This is a genomic window from Pseudomonas sp. P108, assembly GCF_032613195.1.
Taxonomy (GTDB): Bacteria; Pseudomonadota; Gammaproteobacteria; order Pseudomonadales; family Pseudomonadaceae; genus Aquipseudomonas.
On sequence record NZ_CP126691.1, the window covers coordinates 740,734 to 760,615 of the forward strand.

19 protein-coding genes are annotated in these 19,882 nt (G+C 60.7%); 11 read left to right on the forward strand and 8 right to left on the reverse strand.

The genetic code is table 11. From position 1 onward, the window contains the following. Positions 1 to 24: 24 nt before the first annotated feature. From prmA to gcbA, 6 genes are all read right to left on the reverse strand, one after another. Positions 25 to 903: a 50S ribosomal protein L11 methyltransferase gene (prmA, locus tag QOM10_RS03115; RefSeq protein WP_127925680.1), complete on the reverse strand. Its 879-nt coding sequence runs from the start codon at positions 901 to 903 to the stop codon at positions 25 to 27. 268 nt (positions 904 to 1,171) lie between these two features. Next, entirely contained in the window at positions 1,172 to 2,530 is a 1,359-nt protein-coding gene (gene accC, locus QOM10_RS03120; RefSeq protein WP_007914602.1) for an acetyl-CoA carboxylase biotin carboxylase subunit, read from the reverse strand. Between the two features lie 17 nt (positions 2,531 to 2,547). Next, positions 2,548 to 3,009 (reverse strand): acetyl-CoA carboxylase biotin carboxyl carrier protein, encoded by a 462-nt coding sequence (gene accB, locus QOM10_RS03125; RefSeq protein WP_007914603.1) that lies wholly within the window; start codon positions 3,007 to 3,009, stop codon positions 2,548 to 2,550. Positions 3,010 to 3,057: 48 nt separating this feature from the next. Beyond that, entirely contained in the window at positions 3,058 to 3,510 is a 453-nt protein-coding gene (gene aroQ / locus QOM10_RS03130; RefSeq protein WP_007914604.1) for a type II 3-dehydroquinate dehydratase, read from the reverse strand. Between the two features lie 241 nt (positions 3,511 to 3,751). Next, positions 3,752 to 5,698, reverse strand: a complete 1,947-nt coding sequence (locus QOM10_RS03135; protein ID WP_316917555.1) for a methyl-accepting chemotaxis protein — start codon at positions 5,696 to 5,698, stop codon at positions 3,752 to 3,754. 51 nt (positions 5,699 to 5,749) lie between these two features. After that, the gene (gcbA, locus tag QOM10_RS03140; RefSeq protein ID WP_316917556.1) at positions 5,750 to 7,420 is read right to left on the reverse strand and encodes a diguanylate cyclase GcbA; all 1,671 of its coding nucleotides are present in this window, start codon (positions 7,418 to 7,420) and stop codon (positions 5,750 to 5,752) included. 434 nt (positions 7,421 to 7,854) lie between these two features. Here gcbA and QOM10_RS03145 point away from each other — a divergent pair, with 434 nt between their 5' ends. The 7 genes from QOM10_RS03145 to QOM10_RS03175 all read left to right on the forward strand — a co-directional run bounded on the left by QOM10_RS03145 (position 7,855) and on the right by QOM10_RS03175 (position 15,428). Beyond that, positions 7,855 to 8,922: a DUF2333 family protein gene (locus QOM10_RS03145; protein WP_016984927.1), complete on the forward strand. Its 1,068-nt coding sequence runs from the start codon at positions 7,855 to 7,857 to the stop codon at positions 8,920 to 8,922. Between the two features lie 3 nt (positions 8,923 to 8,925). Then, complete coding sequence (locus QOM10_RS03150; protein ID WP_127925683.1) at positions 8,926 to 9,483, forward strand: NUDIX hydrolase; 558 nt, start codon at positions 8,926 to 8,928, stop codon at positions 9,481 to 9,483. A 187-nt stretch (positions 9,484 to 9,670) separates the two neighbouring features. Continuing rightward, positions 9,671 to 10,042: a translation initiation factor Sui1 gene (locus QOM10_RS03155; RefSeq protein ID WP_007914613.1), complete on the forward strand. Its 372-nt coding sequence runs from the start codon at positions 9,671 to 9,673 to the stop codon at positions 10,040 to 10,042. Between the two features lie 219 nt (positions 10,043 to 10,261). Further along, positions 10,262 to 12,175: an arginine decarboxylase gene (speA, locus tag QOM10_RS03160; protein ID WP_102901631.1), complete on the forward strand. Its 1,914-nt coding sequence runs from the start codon at positions 10,262 to 10,264 to the stop codon at positions 12,173 to 12,175. Between the two features lie 231 nt (positions 12,176 to 12,406). Continuing rightward, on the forward strand, positions 12,407 to 13,744 hold the full coding sequence (locus tag QOM10_RS03165; RefSeq protein WP_316917557.1) for a type VI secretion system Vgr family protein: 1,338 nt from the start codon (positions 12,407 to 12,409) through the stop codon (positions 13,742 to 13,744). Next, complete coding sequence (locus QOM10_RS03170; protein ID WP_127925685.1) at positions 13,741 to 14,535, forward strand: DUF4123 domain-containing protein; 795 nt, start codon at positions 13,741 to 13,743, stop codon at positions 14,533 to 14,535. Before QOM10_RS03165 ends, QOM10_RS03170 begins: the two co-directional genes overlap by 4 nt. 17 nt (positions 14,536 to 14,552) lie before the next feature. Next, positions 14,553 to 15,428 (forward strand): alpha/beta hydrolase, encoded by an 876-nt coding sequence (locus tag QOM10_RS03175; protein ID WP_316917558.1) that lies wholly within the window; start codon positions 14,553 to 14,555, stop codon positions 15,426 to 15,428. Here QOM10_RS03175 and QOM10_RS03180 read toward each other — a convergent pair. Both QOM10_RS03180 and QOM10_RS03185 read right to left on the reverse strand, forming a co-directional pair. Then, positions 15,422 to 16,771 carry an MATE family efflux transporter gene (locus tag QOM10_RS03180; protein ID WP_150775111.1) on the reverse strand — a complete coding sequence of 450 codons (1,350 nt, stop codon included), beginning with the start codon at positions 16,769 to 16,771 and terminating at the stop codon, positions 15,422 to 15,424. The genes QOM10_RS03175 and QOM10_RS03180 overlap by 7 nt on opposite strands. A gap of 160 nt (positions 16,772 to 16,931) precedes the next feature. Then, the gene (locus QOM10_RS03185; protein WP_064388791.1) at positions 16,932 to 17,225 is read right to left on the reverse strand and encodes a hypothetical protein; all 294 of its coding nucleotides are present in this window, start codon (positions 17,223 to 17,225) and stop codon (positions 16,932 to 16,934) included. Between the two features lie 244 nt (positions 17,226 to 17,469). Here QOM10_RS03185 and QOM10_RS03190 point away from each other — a divergent pair, with 244 nt between their 5' ends. The 4 genes from QOM10_RS03190 to QOM10_RS03205 are packed head-to-tail and all read left to right on the forward strand — an operon-like array spanning position 17,470 to position 19,759. After that, the gene (locus tag QOM10_RS03190) at positions 17,470 to 17,772 is read left to right on the forward strand and encodes a MazG-like family protein (RefSeq protein ID WP_007914625.1); all 303 of its coding nucleotides are present in this window, start codon (positions 17,470 to 17,472) and stop codon (positions 17,770 to 17,772) included. Then, positions 17,772 to 18,521, forward strand: coding sequence for a methyltransferase (locus QOM10_RS03195; RefSeq protein ID WP_127925688.1), 750 nt, complete (start codon positions 17,772 to 17,774; stop codon positions 18,519 to 18,521). The genes QOM10_RS03190 and QOM10_RS03195 overlap by 1 nt, the downstream gene beginning before the upstream one ends. Positions 18,522 to 18,533: 12 nt before the next feature. Beyond that, on the forward strand, positions 18,534 to 19,148 hold the full coding sequence (locus tag QOM10_RS03200) for a DUF4136 domain-containing protein (RefSeq protein ID WP_127925689.1): 615 nt from the start codon (positions 18,534 to 18,536) through the stop codon (positions 19,146 to 19,148). A gap of 53 nt (positions 19,149 to 19,201) precedes the next feature. After that, on the forward strand, positions 19,202 to 19,759 hold the full coding sequence (locus QOM10_RS03205; protein ID WP_150652422.1) for a DUF4136 domain-containing protein: 558 nt from the start codon (positions 19,202 to 19,204) through the stop codon (positions 19,757 to 19,759). The last annotated feature ends 123 nt before the right edge of the window (positions 19,760 to 19,882 follow it).

Here is a 19,882-nt window from a genome sequence, read left to right on the forward strand (position 1 = left end):
ATCCGGATTATGCAGGCGCTCATATTAACGCCGACGGCCGGTGATGCGCACCCAGCCATCGCGATTGGCGATCGGGTCGAGATCAAAGTCCTGCGCATAAGCGGCAGCGACTTCATCACCTTGCTCGGCAAGGATGCCCGACAACGCCAGACGGCCACCGGATTTCACCAGGCCGGACAGTTGCGGCGCGAGAGAAACCAGTGGGCCGGCCAGAATGTTGGCGACCAGTACGTCGGCTTTGACCTGTGGCAGATCTTCCGGCAAGTACAGCGGGAACAGTTCTTCGGCAATGTTGTTGCGCCCGGCGTTATCACGCGAGGCTTCCAGCGCCTGCACGTCGATGTCGGTGCCGACCGCTTCCTTGGCGCCGAGCAGCAGGGCCGCAATCGCCAGAATCCCCGAGCCGCAGCCGAAGTCGAGCACGTTGCAGCCTTTCAGATCCTGACCGTCGAGCCATTCCAGGCACAGCGCGGTGGTCGGGTGCGTGCCGGTGCCGAACGCCAAACCCGGATCCAGCAGCAGATTGACTGCGTCTGGCTCAGGTGCGGCATGCCAGCTCGGCACGATCCACAGGCGCTGGCCGAAGCGCATCGGCTGGAAGCCGTCCATCCAGCTGCGTTCCCAGTCCTGATCTTCAATGACTTCGCTGTGATGCTCAGGCAGCGGGCTGCCGGTCAGCAGTTCCAGATGGGCCAGAACCGGTGCCGGTTCGGTGCCGCCCTCGAACAGCGCCAGCAGGTGCGTGTGCGCCCACAGCGGGGTGGTATTGAGTTCTGGCTCGAAGATCGGCTGATCTTCGGCGTCCATGAAGGTCACCGACACGGCGCCCACTTCAAGGAAAGCGTCTTCGTAGGTTTCGGCTTGTTCCGGGCTGATGGCGAGACGTACTTGCAGCCAAGGCATGGCGGGCACCTTTGAAAAATATTGATTGCAGCCTAGCGGCCGGCGAGAAGCGCGCAAGTTTACGCGAGCGCAGGCGGTTTGTGGGAGCTGGATTTGTAGCGCCAATCCCTTGTAGGAGTGAGCCTGCTCGCGATGGCGATGTTGCCGTCAACACAAATGCTGAATGTGCCAGCCTCATCGCGAGCAGGCTCGCTCCCACAGGGGCTTTTGAAACCTGCAGAAACAACAAAGCCGCCCGAAGGCGGCTTTGTCTGGTGCGGGCTGAAGCTTAGTGCTTCTCGCCAGCCAGCTTGTGCTCGAGGTAGTGAATGTTCACACCACCCTTGCAGAAGCCTTCGTCGCGGACCAGATCACGGTGCAGCGGGATGTTGGTCTTGATCCCGTCAACCACGATTTCGTCCAGGGCATTACGCATGCGTGCCATGGCTTCGTCGCGGGTCGCGCCGTAAGTGATCAGCTTGCCGATCAGCGAGTCGTAGTTCGGTGGAACGGCATAACCGCTGTACAGGTGCGAATCGACGCGAACGCCGTTGCCGCCTGGAGCGTGGAAATGCTTGACCGTACCCGGGCTCGGCATGAAGGTTTTCGGGTCTTCAGCGTTGATCCGGCATTCCAGCGAGTGGCCGCGGATAACCACGTCATCCTGCGTGAACGACAGCTTGTTGCCAGCGGCGATGCTGAGCATCTCCTTGACGATGTCGATACCGGTGACCATTTCCGAAACCGGGTGCTCCACCTGAACACGAGTGTTCATTTCGATGAAGTAGAAACGACCGTTCTCGTACAGGAACTCGAAAGTGCCCGCGCCGCGGTAGCCGATGTCGATGCACGCCTTGACGCAGCGAGCCAGTACTTCTTCGCGCGCCTTCTCGTCGATGCCCGGTGCCGGCGCCTCTTCGAGAACTTTCTGGTGACGACGTTGCAGCGAGCAATCGCGGTCGCCCAGATGGATGGCGTGGCCCTGGCCGTCGGACAGCACCTGCACTTCGACGTGACGCGGGTTGGTCAGGAATTTTTCCAGATAGACCATCGGGTTACCGAACGCCGCGCCAGCTTCGGTGCGGGTCAGTTTGGCGAAGGCGATCAGGTCTTCTTCCTTGTGCACAACACGCATGCCGCGACCACCACCGCCGCCAGCGGCTTTGATGATCACCGGGTAGCCGACTTCACGACCGATGCGCAGCGCCGTTTCTTCGTCTTCCGGCAGTGGGCCGTCGGAGCCTGGAACGGTAGGCACGCCTGCTTCGATCATCGCGTGCTTGGCCGAAACCTTGTCGCCCATCAGGCGAATGGTTTCGGCTTTCGGGCCGATGAAGGCGAAGCCGGAGTTCTCGACCTGCTCGGCAAAATCGGCGTTTTCCGCGAGGAAACCGTAGCCTGGGTGAATGGCGGTAGCGCCAGTCACTTCAGCGGCAGCGATGATGGCCGGGATGTGCAGGTAAGAGTGCGCGGCAGAAGCCGGGCCGATGCAGACGGATTCGTCTGCTAGACCCAGGTGCATCAGCTCTTTGTCGGCCTTGGAGTAAACGGCGACGGTCTTGATGCCCATCTCTTTGCAGGCACGCAGAATCCGCAGGGCGATCTCACCGCGGTTAGCGATCAGAACTTTTTCCAACTTCGCAGTCATCAAAGGCTCTCCGCAGTTCAAACGATGGTGAACAGCGGTTGGTCGTACTCAACCGGCTGGCCGTCTTCGACGAGGATGGACTCGATCACACCGCTGGTTTCAGCTTCGATGTGGTTCATCATCTTCATGGCTTCGACGATGCACAGAGTGTCGCCTTTCTTCACGGTCTGGCCGACTTCAACGAAGGACGGCGAGGTTGGCGAAGATTTGCGGTAGAACGTGCCGACCATCGGCGAACGGGCAACAGTGCCGTTCAGCGCAGGTGCAGCAGCGGCAGCCGGGGCTGCAGCAGCAACTGGAGCAGCTGCAACAGGTGCGGCGGCCGGCGCTTGCATCGGCGCTGGTGCGTAGTACTGCTGAGCCGGGGTCTTGCTGTGACGGCTGATGCGTACGGACTCTTCGCCTTCCTTGATCTCGAGCTCGTCGATGCCGGACTCTTCCAGCAATTCGATCAGTTTCTTAACTTTACGGATATCCATGAATCATCAACTCCCAAGGGTCGGTCAGGGGCGCTTAACGCTTGTAGTTCAAGTCGTTGCCTGTGTTTCAAGCTGTTCTAGTGCAGCCTCCAGGGCCAGTCGGTAACCGCTGGCGCCAAGGCCGCAGATCACTCCCACCGCTACATCGGAGAAGTAAGAGTGATGGCGGAAAGGTTCGCGTTTGTGCACGTTGGACAAATGCACTTCGATGAATGGGATGCTCACTCCCAGCAACGCGTCACGTAATGCGACACTTGTGTGCGTAAAAGCTGCTGGATTGATCAGAATGAAATCGACACCTTCGCCGCGCGCGGCGTGGATGCGGTCGATCAATTCGTACTCGGCATTGCTTTGCAGATACAGCAGATGATGACCGGCTTCACGGGCGCGGCGCTCCAGATCCTGATTGATCTGCGCCAGGGTCGTTGAACCGTAAGTGCCGGGTTCGCGGGTGCCGAGCAGGTTCAGGTTGGGGCCGTGCAGCACCAGTAGGGTTGCCATCTGCGTAGTCCTTGTTATGAATGAGCAATCGTCAGAACCCGGCGACTATGCCGCAAAGACTTTGTGACTGTCCAGTTCTATGCAATAGCCAGCACGATGGCCGATGTTTGCGCGAAATATGTGACCAAGTGATTTGATTCGGTCACTTGTGGTGTCTGGACTGACGCCTTCGCGAGCAAGCTCGCTCCCACAGGGGTATGCATCCCAATGTGGGAGCGAACTTGCTCGCGAAGGCGATTTGTCAGACGCGAAAGGCCTGAACGGCCGTATGCAGTTGCCCGCCCAATACCAGCAGGTTCTCACCCTGTTCGCGCCCACGGCCGATACGCACCAGATTATCCCCACCCAACTGATGAATCCGCTCGCTGTGATCGCGAATCTCGCTGACTGCACCGCTTTGCTGCGCGGTGATATCGGCAATGCGGATTGCCGTGTCGGAAATGGTCTGGATCGCGCCGACGATTTTATCCAGCGCACCGTCCGCCGCTTGCGCCTGATTGGCTGTGGCTTCGGCATGTTCAACCTGCGCCCGCATGCCTTCGACCGATTGCCGTGCCGCCGTTTGCAGGCCGGCAATCAGCGTCTGGATTTCGGCAGTCGCGCCGGCAGTACGCTGGGCAAGCGAGCGCACTTCTTCAGCCACCACGGCAAAGCCACGACCCATTTCCCCGGCGCGCGCTGCTTCAATCGCCGCGTTGAGGGCCAGCAGGTTGGTCTGGTCGGCAATCGAGCGAATCACCGTCAACACGCCACCGATGGTTGCCGACTCTTCGGCCAGATGTTCGATCATCTGCGCGTTGCCTTGTACTTCACCGACCAATGCGTGCAGGCCGGTGAGGCTCTGGCCAATTACCGTCTGGCCATGCTCGACCGCCAGTCCGGCATGACGACTGGCGTCAGCGGCCTGCTGCGCATCGCCGGCAACCTGCTGGATTGTTGCTTCAAGTTCGCCGAGGGAGTCGCGGATCAGCGCGGTGTCGCCAGCCTGATGTTCGGCACCGCTGTGCAAGTCGTTACTCAGTTCGGCCAGGGTGCGGCTACTGCCCGCGACTTGTTCGGCATTGCCGCGAATGGTCCCGACCAGATCCACCAGATACGCGCGCAATCGATTGAGCGAGGCTTCGATGTCACGCAGTTCACGGTTGGTTTTGCCCAGATGAATGTCACGACTGAAGTCGCCCTCGGCCCAGGTTGAAAGCGCCGGCGCGAGATTGCTCAACGTGCGCGCCAGGCGCCGTTGCAAAGTGTCGATCAGTAAAGCGATCAGCAGAATCAGGCCGATCATCACGCCTTGCATCAGCCGCACTTCGCCCTGAATTTGCCCGTGTTGGGCGCGTACGACGGGTTCCAGGCCGGCGATGGCCTGTTGCACGGCGGCAATTTTCTGGTGCGTCGCGGTGCTCAGATCCGCGCGTTTCTGAATCTGGTCGCGGGTGCGCTCAAGCTCTGCAGGATAGCGTCCGAGCAGGCTGTTGAGTTCGCGTTTGAGGCCGACACCGGCGTCTTCGGCGGCGGTTTTCTCAGTGTTTTCGATACCCATCAACGCGGCAAAATCGTCGCTGTTCGACTCGTTGCTGGTGACGACACCGAGTAAGGGCAGGGCATCAATTGCCTGAGCTTGCGTACGGATGTTGGTGACCTCGCGCTCAACATCGGCCGTCAGTTCGCTGCGCCCGCTGCTGACCAGCTTGTCCCGCGCCAACGACAGTTTGCCCAGATGCTGCGAAGCCGCAAGCAATGGCGTCAGATAGCTCGCGTTGCCGTTGGCATAAGTGCTGAGTTGCTCAAGGCTGGCGCTCAATTCGCGCTCGGCCTGCAACAGCAACGCCTGCGGATCGCCCGCCAGTTTGCCGGCCGCGAGCAAGTCGGTTTTGCTGAACTCCTCCAGGCCCGACAGGCTCGGGTGCAGCGTTTCAGCCAGCGCCGGCGGCAATTCAGCGAGTTCTTTGCGCAAGCTGTCGATGGCCTGGCTGGCGCTGCTCAGGCGCAAGGCGTCGCCGCTGGCGAGGTAATCCTCGACGTTGCGTGCGACCTCGTTCTGAAACTGCTGCGACAGTCCCAAATACCGCTCCATCAACAGATACGGGCGTTCGAGGGCTTTTTGCGACCACCACAGCGTGGCGCCGAGTGCGAGGCACACGGCGACCAGCAGCAGCGTATTGAGATTGGTGAGCAACTTCAGGCGCATGACGGCTACCAACGGCAGAAATGGTAAGCGCCTGAATTTATTGCGGTTCTGTTACAGGGTTATGACCGAATCAGTGGAATCCGATGAAAAAGTGGCACTTTGCTTTGACTCGCGCGCAGTCTGCACGCGATTGCGCCCGGCACCCTTGGCGCGGTACAGCGCTTCGTCGGCCTGACTGGCCATCATCAGGCTGTCGCAGTCGTCGTGCATTTCCACCACGCCGGCACTGAAGGTGCACCACAAATCCTGCGGCTGCGCCGGGTAATGGATTTCGGCGAAGCGCTGGCGGATTTCGTCGAGGACTTTGTGCGCCGCTTCTATATCCGTGTCGGGCATGACGATGGCGAACTCTTCACCGCCGTAGCGGCCGATGAAGTCGGTCTTGCGTAAACGCTGCTTGAGAAACAGCGCCAGGCTTTTGATCACCCGGTCGCCCATCGGGTGGCCGTGGCTGTCGTTGACCCGTTTGAAGTGGTCGATGTCGAGCATGGCAAAACTCAGCGGCTTGTTCTCGCGGCGGGCGCGGAACGAGCAGTCTTCGAGCAATTGCAGAATGTGCGTGTGGTTATAGAGGCCGGTGAGGCTGTCGCGGACCATCCGCGCTTTCAGATTGCGCGCGCGGGCGGCGCGGTTGCGCACGGTGGTGATCAGATGGCGCGGCTTGATCGGTTTGGTCAGAAAATCATCGCCGCCCTCGCTCATGGCGTCGAGCTGCTTGTCCAGATCGTCCTCGGCCGACAGATAAATGATCGGCACGCTGACATAACGGTCGTTGTGGCGAATCACCTTGGCCAGTTCGGTACCGGTGCAGGCCGGCATGTACATGTCGAGGATGATCAGGTCGGGCTGGAAATCCGCCAGTTCGGCCATCGCCTGAATCGGTTCGATCAAGGTGCGCGTGACGATGCCGGCGCTGTTGAGCAGGCGTTCGGTGTGCAAGGCCTGCGCACGCGAGTCGTCGATGATCAACACTTTATAAGGCTCGTACTGGGCGACGCAGGTGAGGACTTCGATCTTTTCCAGCAGGCTCGACGCTTCGAGAGTGCCGGTGAGAAATTCCTGGCCACCGGCACGCACGGCGGCGAGGCGGGTCGGCGTGTCGGTTTCATGCAGGCTGAAGAACAGCAGCGGCAGCGGCTCCTCGAGCCCGACCTGGGCTTCGGCGGCGAGTTTCAGGCCGATGCCGGTACCGCTGAAATCCACGTCCATGACGATCGCTGCCGGCAGGCGTTCGACCATCGAGGAGCGAAATGCCGGAACACTGTCCAGCGCCTGCGCGCTCAGACCGAAGAATTCAAGTTGTTTGGCCAGCCGTTCGGCGCGGTCGTGATCCTGCAGCATCACGTAGATCGGTTTACGCAGTGGCGGCAGGAACGTCTGGTCGAGTTGATCGCCATGGCGCAGGCCGGTGCGCGACAAGCGCTGCATCAAGCGATTGAGGTCGGTGATCAGGCCACTGCTGAGACGGCCGCGATTGGCGTCCACCGCTTCCAGCGACTGGCTGATGTGGCGCGCGAGTTGAGTGTGTTCCGGCTGTTCGAAGCGCTCGGCAAAACGCAGCAAGCGCAGGTTGGCCTCGCTCAGTTCGGCGAGGTCGACAGTGGACCACTCACTGCGTTGCAGGCGCTGCCATATCTCAAGAATCTGACGTGCCTGATGAATTACCCGCTGGGCAAAGTGGTGCTTGAGACGCTCACGGCTGGGGTCTTCTGGCTCGGTCATATCCTGACTACTAGTTAGGCTGCATGCTGAGATCGACTGGTGGCTCTATGCTAGCACCTCTTTTCCCTTAGACGAGTGTCGTACGTCAATAATCTGCAGTGCGTCACCATTCAGTTTCTGACCGGGCGGTTTTGTTTTTGACCTTGGCGTCTGACAAGTCCCCGTAGGCCGGGCACTCCCTGACTAAACAGGGTGATCAGGATGACCACGCTGTCGTGCTTTTACCCGAGCGCTGAGTGACCTTTGCGATGGTTTTCAACAGCCTGCAATTTGATTGGCTGAGGCGCGGGCATCGGGGATTCCCTTAGTCGGCGTCGAAGCGTCATTCGCCCACATGATTTGCGGCTTATCGTTACGCGCGGGTGCCCGGCTCTGGCACGTTGTTGTATGGTTGTGGTCGAACCGTTGAACCCAAGATTTGAAAGGATATCGCCATGCTGGACTGGAAAAACCGCGCGGGCAGCGCGCCTGAACGTGCCGCCGAGCCCAAGTCGGCCACCCGCAGCTATGTTGGCGGGCTGCTGTTCAGCCGTGCCCTGGCCACGTTGATCGGCATTTATCTGCTGGTGACCATTGGCCTTGGCTGGTACTGGAGCCAGGAGCCGGCGCTGTTTCCGGTTGCGCAAAACGCTCAGGTAGCTGCCGAGAAAGAAGGCAAGCAGATGGTGATCGGCTACACCACCGTCGAAACCCTCAAGACCGTCGCCGGCACCTTGCTCAACAAACCGGGCGGCTACATCTCCAATGACCGCTTCCCGCCAGGTCTGTGGATGGACAACACGCCGAGCTGGGAATACGGCGTACTGGTGCAGGTGCGTGACCTGACCCGTGCCCTGCGCAAAGACTTTGCCCGTTCGCAATCGCAGTCGGCAGAAGATGCCGATCTGGCCAAGGCCGAGCCGCGCTTCAACTTCGACAACAAGAGCTGGATCCTGCCGTCGAGTGAGTCGGAATATCAGGAAGGCATCAACTCGCTGAGCCGTTATCAGGCGCGTCTGTCCGATCCAACCCAGAAAAACGCGCTGTTCTATGCCCGCGCCGACAACCTGAACAACTGGCTCGGCGATGTCGGCACCCGTCTCGGCTCGCTGTCGCAACGACTGTCGGCCAGTGTCGGTCGGGTCAAACTCAACACCGCGCTGAAAACCGAAGTGCCGGCCATCGGCGAAGTGCCGCAGGTTGACGAGGAAGTCGTCGAGACACCATGGATGCAGATCGACAACGTGTTCTACGAAGCACGCGGTCAGGCCTGGGCGCTGTCGCATCTGTTGCGCGCCATCGAAGTCGACTTCGCCGATGTCCTGGCGAAGAAGAACGCCACCGTCAGCGTGCGTCAGATCATTCGTGAGCTGGAAGCCTCGCAGGAACCGGTCTGGAGTCCTATGATTCTTAACGGAAGCGGCTTCGGCGTGCTGGCCAACCACTCGCTGGTCATGGCCAACTATATTTCCCGTGCCAACGCTGCTGTGATCGATTTGCGTCAACTGCTCAATCAGGGCTGATTCATGAGTCAGAACGCCAAAGAGGCGGCCCATCGCGCCGCCTCGGATGCCGAACAGATCGCCTGGGTCGACGAGCAGGACAACCTGCTCGGCGCTCTGGTGCGTGCCGATCTGCGCGAGCGTGGGCTGATCGGTCGCGGCACCTACATCATGTTGTTCAATTCCGCCGGCGACCTTTGCGTGCACCGGCGCACGTTGAGCAAGGCGATTTATCCCGGTTACTGGGACGTCGCGGCGGGCGGCATGGTGCAGGCCGACGAGACTTACGCCGAGTCGGCAGCCCGAGAGCTGGAAGAGGAGTTGGGCGTCAGCGGTATCGAACTGACTGCCCATGACCATTTCTACTTCGAAGACACCGGCAACCGTTTGTGGTGTTCGGCGTTTTCCGCCGTCTGGGACGGGCCGCTGAAACTGCAACCGGAGGAGGTGCTCGAAGCACGCTTTATTCCGGTCGAGCAGGTCATGCAGGAAATCCAGCAAAAGCCTTATTGCCCGGACTCTCTGGCAGCCTTGAAGCGCTATCTGAAGGCGCAGCAAAGCGACGTCGCAAAGAACACATAAATTGGCGCCGATTGGCACTTAGCAAGTCGCATTTTTGCCGTTACACTGCGCGACCTTTTCAAGCTGCACCGTCCTGCTTTTATTGAAGCATCGGTGCAGTAGCGCTGCCCCTGCCTGAGTGGGGCTTCGCGGTCGATGACCTTGCCCAAGGTCGCGATCAGTCTTTGTCCTCCCAAGAGGATTGCCGGTGGCCAAAAAAGCCGCATCCTTCGCCGCCTTAGGTGGCCTGGTATTTTCCACCGACGCAGGTCGTCATTGCCCGGAATGCAGTAAGCCGGTGGACGCCTGTATCTGCAAACAAACCGTGATCCCGGCCGGCGACGGCATTGCCCGCGTGCGACGCGAGAGCAAGGGCCGCGGCGGCAAGACGGTGACCACCATCACCGGCGTGCCACTGGCCGAAGACGCGCTCAAAGAGTTGGCAACAACGTTGAAGAAACGTTGCGGCACCGGCGGGGCGTTGAAAGACGGCATCATCGAAATCCAGGGCGATCATGTCGAGCTACTCTTGGCTGAGCTGATCAAGCACGGTTTCAAAGCGAAGAAGTCCGGCGGCTAGCAGCCTCTGTGAAACCCACCTGCGGCTTGATCCGGCTCTGAATGTTGTCAGATCCGGCGTCGTCTCCATGGTTTTCACAGAGCCTGTTCATGACCGGTTTCTAAACTCCACGCAGTCAGTGCGGTCTACCGCCGCGCTGACGAACCGTCATTTTCATACTTTAGACTGCGCCGGCCTGAGATCAGGCGACGCACTATGACTTCTTTATAGGGGACTTCGATGTCCGTACGACGCACACGCAAAGACGATGGCAGCCAATGGACAGTTGCGGACAGCCGCAGTGTTTACGGGATTCGCCATTGGGGGGCCGGGTATTTCGCGATCAATGACGCCGGTCGCGTCGAAGTTCGTCCGAACGGCCCGAGCAGCTCGCCTATCGACCTGTTCGAGCAAGTCGACCAACTGCGCAAAAGCGGTTTGTCCTTGCCGTTGCTGGTTCGTTTTCCCGACATCCTGCAAGACCGTGTACGCCAGCTGACCGGTGCCTTCGATTCCAACATCGAGCGCCTGGAATACCAGAGCAAATACACCGCGCTGTACCCGATCAAGGTTAACCAGCAAGAAGCGGTGATCGAGAACATCATCGCCACCCAGGACGTTTCCATCGGTCTGGAAGCCGGCTCCAAGCCTGAACTGCTGGCCGTACTGGCGCTGGCGCCGAAGGGCGGCACCATCGTCTGCAACGGTTACAAGGACCGCGAGTTCATTCGTCTGGCGCTGATGGGGCAGAAGCTTGGCCATAACGTCTTCATCGTCATCGAGAAAGAATCCGAAGTCGGTCTGGTGATCGAAGAAGCCGCCTCGCTGAAGGTCAAGCCACAGGTCGGCCTGCGCGTGCGTCTGTCGTCGCTGGCGTCGTCGAAGTGGGCGGACACCGGTGGCGAAAAATCCAAGTTCGGTCTGTCGGCAGCGCAACTGCTGTCGGTGGTCGAGCGTTTCCGCGCAGCGGGCCTGGATCAAGGCATTCGCCTGCTGCACTTCCACATGGGTTCGCAGATTGCCAACCTGGCTGACTATCAGCACGGCTTCAAAGAAGCGATCCGTTACTACGGTGAGCTGCGCAATCTCGGTCTGCCGGTCGATCACATCGACGTTGGCGGTGGTCTGGGTGTCGACTACGACGGCACGCACTCGCGCAACGCCAGTTCGATCAACTACGACATGGACGATTACGCCGGTGTCGTGGTCGGCATGCTCAAGGAGTTCTGCGACGCGCAGAGCCTGCCGCATCCGCACATCTTCTCCGAGAGCGGCCGTTCGCTGACCGCGCACCACGCGATGCTGGTGGTGCAGGTGACCGACGTCGAGAAACACAACGACGAAATCCCGCAGATCGAGAACAAGGAAGCGCTGCCGGAAACCGTGCAATGGCTGGTTGACCTGCTCGGCCCGACCGACATCGAAATGGTCACCGAAACCTACTGGCGCGCGACGCACTACATGAGCGACGTGGCTGCGCAGTACGCCGACGGCAAACTGACCCTGGCTGAAAAAGCCCTGGCCGAGCAGTGCTACTTCGCGGTGTGCCGTCGCCTGCACAACTCGCTGAAAGCGCGTCAACGTTCGCACCGTCAGGTGCTCGACGAGCTCAACGACAAGCTGGCCGACAAGTACATCTGCAACTTCTCGGTGTTCCAGAGCCTGCCGGACACCTGGGCGATCGATCAGGTGCTGCCGATCATCCCGCTGCACCGTCTCGATGAAGAGCCGCTGCGCCGCGCGGTGCTGCAAGACCTGACCTGCGACTCTGACGGCAAGATCAACCAGTACGTCGACGAGCAGAGCATCGAAACCAGCCTGCCAGTGCACGGTTTGAATGAAGGCGAAGACTACCTGCTGGGCGTGTTCCTCGTTGGCGCCTATCAGGAAATCCTCGGCGACATGCACAACCTGTTCGGTGACACCGACTCGGTGAACATCTACCAGAATGCCGATGGCAGCGTGTACCACGCCGGCATCGAGACCCACGACACCATCGAAGACATGCTGCGTTACGTGCACTTGTCGCCGGAAGAACTGATGACTCACTACCGCGACAAGTGCGCCAGTGCCCGCATCAGTGCCAGCGAGCGCACGCAATTTCTCGATGCCTTGCGTCTGGGCCTGACCCGCTCCTCCTACCTGTCTTCCTGAGGCAGGTGTGATCTCGCCGGGTTGTCCGAATTTTTTCCGAAAGTGGCGGAAAATTCAGATGACCCGGTGGGATATCTCCCAAAATCCTCGCGAAATGCTTGGCTGTCCTGGCCAGCAAAGTCATCCGGTCTGCTTTTCGCGTAGGTCATTTCCTAAGTTGTACTTCAGCTCTCTACTCGGCCATGGCTCTCGGCGAGAATCCCCGACCGCCCCTCCTGTAGAGATCCGCCCATGTTCGATCCAGTCAACGAGTCGTCGTTTCGTCTCGATGTAGCGGGCCTGTCCGACCCCTTCGAAGTCCTGGCCTTTACCGGTAGCGAAGCCCTCAGCGAATCCTTTGCGTTCGAGATCGATGTATTGATCAACGATCCACACCTGGATCTCGCCGGCCTGCTTTACCGTTCGGCATTCCTCTGTTTCGGGCCGTCAGGGGAGGGCGTGCACGGGCAATTGCAGAGCCTTGTCCAGCATGAGTACGGCGAAGGCTTGCGGTTGAGCCGGATCCGTCTGGGGCCGAAACTCGGTTGCCTCGCGCTGCGCTTCAGCCAGCGGATCTTCAGTGGCCGCTCGGTGCCGCAGATCATCGAGCAGGTGCTCAGAGAGCACGGCATCGTCGCTGCCCAGCGCCGCTTTGAGTTGCGTGGCGACTACCCGGTCCGGACGTTCTGCACGCAATACCGCGAGTCCGATCTGCAACTGCTTCAGCGTTTGTGCGCGCAGGCGCGAATTCATTATTACTTTGAACACGAGCGTGATCGGCATTGCCTGGTTTTCAGTGATGATCCGGCGCAGTTGCCATTGGCGGGCGCCGCGAGCTATCAGCGCGAGGATGACGGACATGATGCTTCTCCCGCGTTGCACCAATGGAAATTGCAAAGTGCAATTCAGGTCAATTCGGCGGGTGGGCAACAGGCCGAAGGTCAGAGTGATCTGGCGACATTGCGCAGCGGTCATTGGATGCGATTGGCCGGGCATCCCTTCGCCGAATGCAATCGCCCATGGTTGTTGACTCGCATTGAGCATCGCGCCGACCCGGCCCTCGAACCTGCTTACGCCAACCGCCTGTTCGGTGCGTTGCAACTGCCGAGTGCAGCGGCCACCGCGCCGCCGCGCTTGCGCATGCACAGCCTGCAACGGGCCTGGGTGGTGGCGGTCGATGAACCACAGCCCGATTGCTCGCGACCGGTAGCGGTGCAGTTCGACTGGCTCTATCAAGGCGAAGGCGCCGCGCCGAGTCATTGCTGGCTGCCCCTCGCGCCGTCTCTGCAGCAGACGCCAATGACGGCGCTGAGCGATGGTGTCGAGGTGGTGGTGAGTTTCTTTGAAGGCGATCCGGATCAGCCGATGATCAGCGGCGTCCTGCAGCCGCCAATCGCCGAGACTGACACGGGCGATGTCGCGCCTCTGCCCGACCGTCTGGTGAGTGACGGCTTGCAGCAATTGCTGGCGTCCGGTGAGCCGTTGCTGCTGCTGTGCCTGATCCCCGGCGGGGGCAGTTTCAGTCACTGCGCAGAACCGGTGTGCAGTTGTCGACTGGTCACTGCGCTTGAACAGAGCGGCGCAACATGAGTGGCGCGGTGCATGAGCCTATGGCGCAATGGCTGTTGCTCGATGGCCCGGATGCCCCACAGGCCTTGCTGACCTTGCGCCAGGCTTTTAGCGGGGTGCGGCGCTTCAGTTTGTTCGAGGGTACCGAGTTTGAACCGGTCAGCGAGTACGGCCCGGTGCTGCTCGAGTTGCGCGATTGCCCGGCGTTGGCCGCCTTGTGTCACAGCGATCCAGACACCTGGCGCGGGCTGTTGCTTGGCAGCGAGGCATCGGCACAACAGCTGCTGGGCCACTTGCAACGCATGCTCACGGTGTCGTTCGGCTTGAGCCATCGGGCCTTGCTCAGCTATTACAACCGGCAGACCGCGAGCTATTTTTTCGATGCCTGCGACGCCGCTGAATTGAGCCGCTGGCTTGGGCCGATCCGCCAGTTGCGCTGGTTCGGCGGCACCTGGGCCGACCGCGCGATTGGTAGTCAGGGCTGGCAGCAGTTGCGCAATCCGGGACTTGCCGTCGAGCCACTGAGCATCGAAGAAAGCCTGACCCGGCGCCAGCGCGAACGCTTGCAAGCCTGCCTGCTGGAGCAGCATATCTGGCGCTGGTGCCAATCATTGGGAACCGATTACGCGACGATGTCCTCCCATGTCCAACAGGGTCTGACGCTGGGGTTCAGCGACCGCACCGTGCTCGATGGCTGGTTATGGTTACGTTTGCTGCATCCGCGTGCCGTACTGGTGCCGCCGCCGGTGGGACTGACCCAGCAACAACGGCTCGACCATGTGCGGCGTCAATGGCGCGGCGATCAGCTCTGAAGCGAGGTTCGGCGCGTATGGCACGGTTATTCCGGCAAGGGTTTGGTGCAGTGATCGGCGGGGTGTTGCTGCTGGCGCTGGGCGGATGTTCGCCGGTGCAATTGCTCAATGCGCTGACCCCGGACAGCACGTACGACAAGACGACGGGCATCGCTTATGGTGACGATCCGCGGCAGAAGCTTGATGTGTACGTGCCGCATCAGCCGATGCCGGGTGCACCGGTGGTGGTGTTTTTCTATGGCGGCAGCTGGAACAGCGGATCGCGCGTCGACTACCGCTTTGTCGGTGAAGCGCTGGCGTCCAAGGGGATTGTCACGGTGGTGGCGGATTACCGCTTGTATCCGCAAGTGCGTTATCCGCTGTTTCTGCAGGATGGAGCGCAGGCGGTGGCGTGGACCAAAGCGCATATCCGCGAATTTTCCGGCAACCCGCAGCGCTTGTATCTGATGGGCCACAGTTCCGGCGGATACAACGCGGCGATGCTGGCGCTGGACGGCGAACTGCTCGCTTCGGTGGGCATGTCACCCAGGGATTTGCAGGGCTGGATCGGCCTGGCCGGGCCCTACGACTTTCTGCCGATCAAGAATCCCGAGGTGCGCCCGGTGTTCTTCTGGCCGGACTCGCCGCCGCAATCGCCGCCGGTCAACCATGTCAGTCGCGGCGCGCCGCCGGCCCTGTTGATCGCCGCGACTGAGGATGATCTGGTCAACCCGACACGCAACACCGGCGGTCTCGCCAGCAAGCTGCGCGCGGCAGGGGTGCCGGCACAGGATCTGTATTACTCGCGGCCCAGCCACATAACCCTGGTGGCGACCCTGTCGCGTCCGTTGCGGCATCTGGCGCCGGTGCTCGATCAGGTGGTCGGGTTTATCGCGCGCACACCGACTCAGTGAACGCCGCCAGAGAACCAGCCATCGTTGCGCTTGAGCCACCAGGCTTGCGCACCGAGGGTCAGGCTGCGTAACACCATGAACAGCAGAAAAGATATCCACAGCCCGTGGTTGCCGTAGCCTTGCAGTGCCCAGGCAAACGGCAGCAGCAGAGCCACGGTGACGAGCATGCCGTTGCGCATTTCGCGTGCGCGGGTGGCGCCGATGAACAGACCGTCGAGCAAGTAACTCCAGACCGCAATCAATGGCAGCACGGCGAGGTAGGGCAGGTAGACGAACGCGGTGTCGCGCACGCTCTGGATATCGGTCTGCATCTCGATGAACAGGTGCCCGGCGAGCAGAAACAGCGCGGCAAATCCGAGGCTGGCGAACAGCGACCAGCCGCCCGCCACCACCAGCGAACGACGCAGGGCCAGGCGATCACGGGCGCCGATGGCGTGTCCGCACAAGGCTTCGACGGCATGGGCCAGGCCATCCAGCGCATGCGCCGTCAACAGCAAGCCATTGAGCAGCAGCGCGTTGGCGGCAACCGTCGAATCGCCCAGCCGCGCGCCTTGCACGGTGATCAGGAAAAACACCGATTGCAGCGCCAGACTGCGGATAAAGATGTCACGGTTGACCGCCAGTAAAGGGCGCCAGCTCTGCCAGACCCTCAACGCCGCCCAGACGATGTGCCCCGGATACGCGCGCAGCGCTTTGCGGGTCAGCAGCAGGCCGAGCAGGGCGCCGCTCCATTCGGCGATCACCGAGGCGCGCGCCGAACCGACCACGCCCCAGTCCAGGCCAATGACGAACCACAGATTGAGGACGATGTTGATCAGGTTGGTGGTCAGCAAAATCGCCAGTGGCGCCCGGGCGTTCTGCGTACCGAGGAACCAGCCGACCAGCGCATAACTGGCCAGCGCGGCCGGCAAGCCGAATAGACGCGTGTGGAAGAAATCCCGAGTGAGCTGATCCAGCTCCGCCGACGGTTGCATGAAGTGCAATGCAACCCCGCTCAGTGGCACGCCCAGCGTACCCAGCACCAGCGCCAGTCCCATCGCCAGCAGCAAGCCTTGCAACAGAATCTGTCGCAACGCCGCACCGTCGCTGCGCCCGGCAGCCTGCGCGGCAAATCCGGTGGTGCCCATGCGCAGAAAGCCCATGGCCCAGGCGAGAAAGGTGTACAGGCTGGCGCCGACCGCCACCGCACCCAATTGATGGGCATGGGGCAAGTGGCCGATGACGGTGCTGTCGACCAGCGCCACCAGCGGTACGGAAATATTCGACAGAATCATGGGCGCGGCGAGTGCCCAGACCTTGCGGTGCGTCGGGCGGTGGCGCCAGTCGGCGATCAGAGTGGACATGCGGGCTCCTTGGGGGAGCGGCATTGTAGCGATTCCTCTGGCCTGAAACGCGATTCACTGTAGGAGTGAGCCTGCTCGCGATAGCGTCCGTTCAGTCAAAACAGCTTCGAATGACACACCGCTATCGCGAGCAGGCTCACTCCTACAAGGTTTTGTGGCGCTAGTGAATAATCCAGCTAAGCAACCACAACCCCAGCAACAACCAGATGATCCCGGCAATGATCGACGCATTCATGAACGCGCGAATCGCCGACCACAACAGCATCAGCCCGACAATCAGCGCGATGATGCTGATGATCGAGGTGTCCATGCCCAACGTCTTCGCCAGCCCGTCGACAAAGTTGCCACCGGCATTGCTCAGAATATTGAACAAGCCACTGAGGCCGTCGACGATAAAGCGGATGATCGAACCGAGCGCCTGGCCGAGCCATTCGAAAAAGCTTTCTACCTGCATGTGTGCATCCTGATGAAAGAGCTGAGCCTTGGGCCACAACGCAGGTGGCCGAGTTCCCTGCATGATAGAAGGTTTGCACCCATTCTGTGTGGGAGCGAGCCTGCTCGCGAAGGCATTGTGTCAGTGAAATCAATGGTTGATGACATACCGTCTTCGCGAGCAGGCTCGCTCCCACAATAGATCGTCTGCGCTGCTTGCCTTCAGGGCGTATCCCCCCGAAGCTATACGCCTTCAGGAGAGCCCGATGAACCTTGTTGAACTGACCGAACGCCTGCACGCCATTCGCGACCGCAATGACTGGCGGCAATTTCACAGCCCGAAAAACCTCGCCATGGCGGCCAGTGTCGAGATGTCCGAGCTGGTGGAAATCTTCCAGTGGCTGACAGAAGACCAGTCGCGCCAGTTGCCCGCTGACAAACTCGCCCATGCCGGGCAGGAAGTCGGCGATATCGTCCTGTATCTGTTGCTGCTGTGCAGCGAGTTGGGGCTGGACATGAATGAAGTGGTGCGTGCCAAGCTCGCCGACAGTGAACGGCGGTTCAGCTGATGAGCGACCGGCATTTCGATCAGTTGGCGACGCGTTTCGCCGAAAAAATCTACGGCGGCGCCAAAGGCGCGATTCGTCTCGCGGTGTTGCAGGCTGACCTGGCCGAAGCGCTGCCGGATCGTCCGTTGCGCGTCCTGGACATTGGCGGCGGTCTTGGCCACATGTCGCTGTGGCTGGCCGAACGCGGTCACGAGGTGACCTTCACCGAGCCGGCCGCACCGATGCTCGAAGGCGCGCGCCAGCGTTTCGCCGACGCCGGGCAAACCGCGACGTTCATTCAGGCGCCGTGGCAGGAACTGCTCGGCCAACTCACCGAGCCGTACGATCTGGTGATCTGCCACGCGGTGCTCGAATGGCTCGCCGAACCCCACGCGATCCTGCCGGTGCTGCATCAACTGACCAAACCCGGTGGCTGGTTGTCGTTGGCGTTCTACAACCGCGATGCGCTGATCTACCGCAACCTGCTCAAAGGCCATTTCAAGAAAATGCGCAAGAACGTCATGGCCGGCGAAAAGCAGAGCCTGACCCCGCAGCAGCCGCTCGATCCAAGGGAATTGGCAACGCAACTCGAAGGCTTGTGGCAGGTCGAAAGCCAGAGTGGGATCCGCGTTTTCCATGACTATATGCCGGTGGAATTCCAGGCCCGCGCCGAACTCGTGGATTTGCTCGAGATGGAGCTCGCTCACCGCCGTCACCCAAGCTTCGCCGGGCTTGGGCGTTACTTGCACTGGATCTGCCGGCCGATCTGATCGGAGCGCGACATGAAAGCTCAATCCGCGTTACTGCTGATGTGTCTGGGGTTGGCTGCTTGCCAAAGCAGCAACCCCTACGTGGCGCAATCGCGGCCCTTACCGCCGGCACCAGCGCAAGCCGCCACCACCTTCGACCGCAGCGCGTACCCGGCGCCGCCGCGTGATTATGGGCGTTATCGCAGTTGGGCCTGGCTCAATGGGCAACTGCCACCGGGCACGGCCTGGGCCGATTCGGCGCAAGTGGCCGAAGCGGTAAGCAATGCCCTGGATCAGCGCGGCTTGCGTCCATTGCACGACAACCGCCCGGCCGACCTGTTGGTCAGCGCCGATCTGCGTCTGGAAACCCGTTTGCGCCAGGTTCAGGATGACTACGGTTATTACGGCGGTGGATACGGCAGCTATGATCGATATGGACGCGGTTACGGTATGTACAACACGGTGCCGATCGTTCGCACGTATTCCGAGCAAGTCGTGGTGGTGCAGGTCAATCTGTTCGACGCTGGCAGCGGGCAACCGGTGTGGAGCGCCAGTGCCGAAACCGCGAACAAGGGCAGCGAAATCGATCGCACCGATTCGATCCGCGAAGCTGTGGAAAAAGCCATGTCGGCGTATCCTCCCAGTTAGCTCCTGCCCATCAGAAGCTGCCGCAGGTTCATGTCTTCAACCGGAGAAAACCCATGTTCCGCCGTCTCGCTCTACTGGCCATGGTCGCGCTGCTCAGCGCCTGCGCCGCCAACCAGGTCAATCACGACTTCGATGCCAGCCGCGACTTTGCGGCCTATCGCAGTTGGAGCTGGAAAGACCCCGCTCTGCAATACCGCCCCGATGATCCACGGATCAAGAGCGACCTGACCGAGCAACGCATCCGCCAGGCCGTGGCCGATCAGCTCGACCAGCGCGGTTTGCGTCCAGCGGCGGCGGGCGCCAAGGGTGACTTGAATGTGCAGACTTATCTGATCGTCGAGGATCGTCAGCAGCAAGTGACGACCAACTATGGCGGCGGTTGGGGTGGCCCGTGGAACGGCTATTGGGGCGCGCCGATGTACAACGAAACGCGCAACATCACCTACAAGGTCGCGACCATCCAGATCGACCTGCTCGACGGCAAGGACGGCAAACTGGTGTGGCGCGGCAGCGATGAGCAGATGCTCTCCGGCAAGCCGAATCCCGATGATCGCAGCAACGCCATCCGCGAGACGGTCACGCGGATTCTGGCCAACTATCCACCGCGTTGAATCCGTTTAAAAAGTGGGAGCTGTTGAGCTCCCGTTTTTTTGCTCCACCCTAAATTCCAATGTGGGAGCGAGCCTGCTCGCGAAAGCAGGGTGTCATTCAACTGCTATTTATCTGACACGACG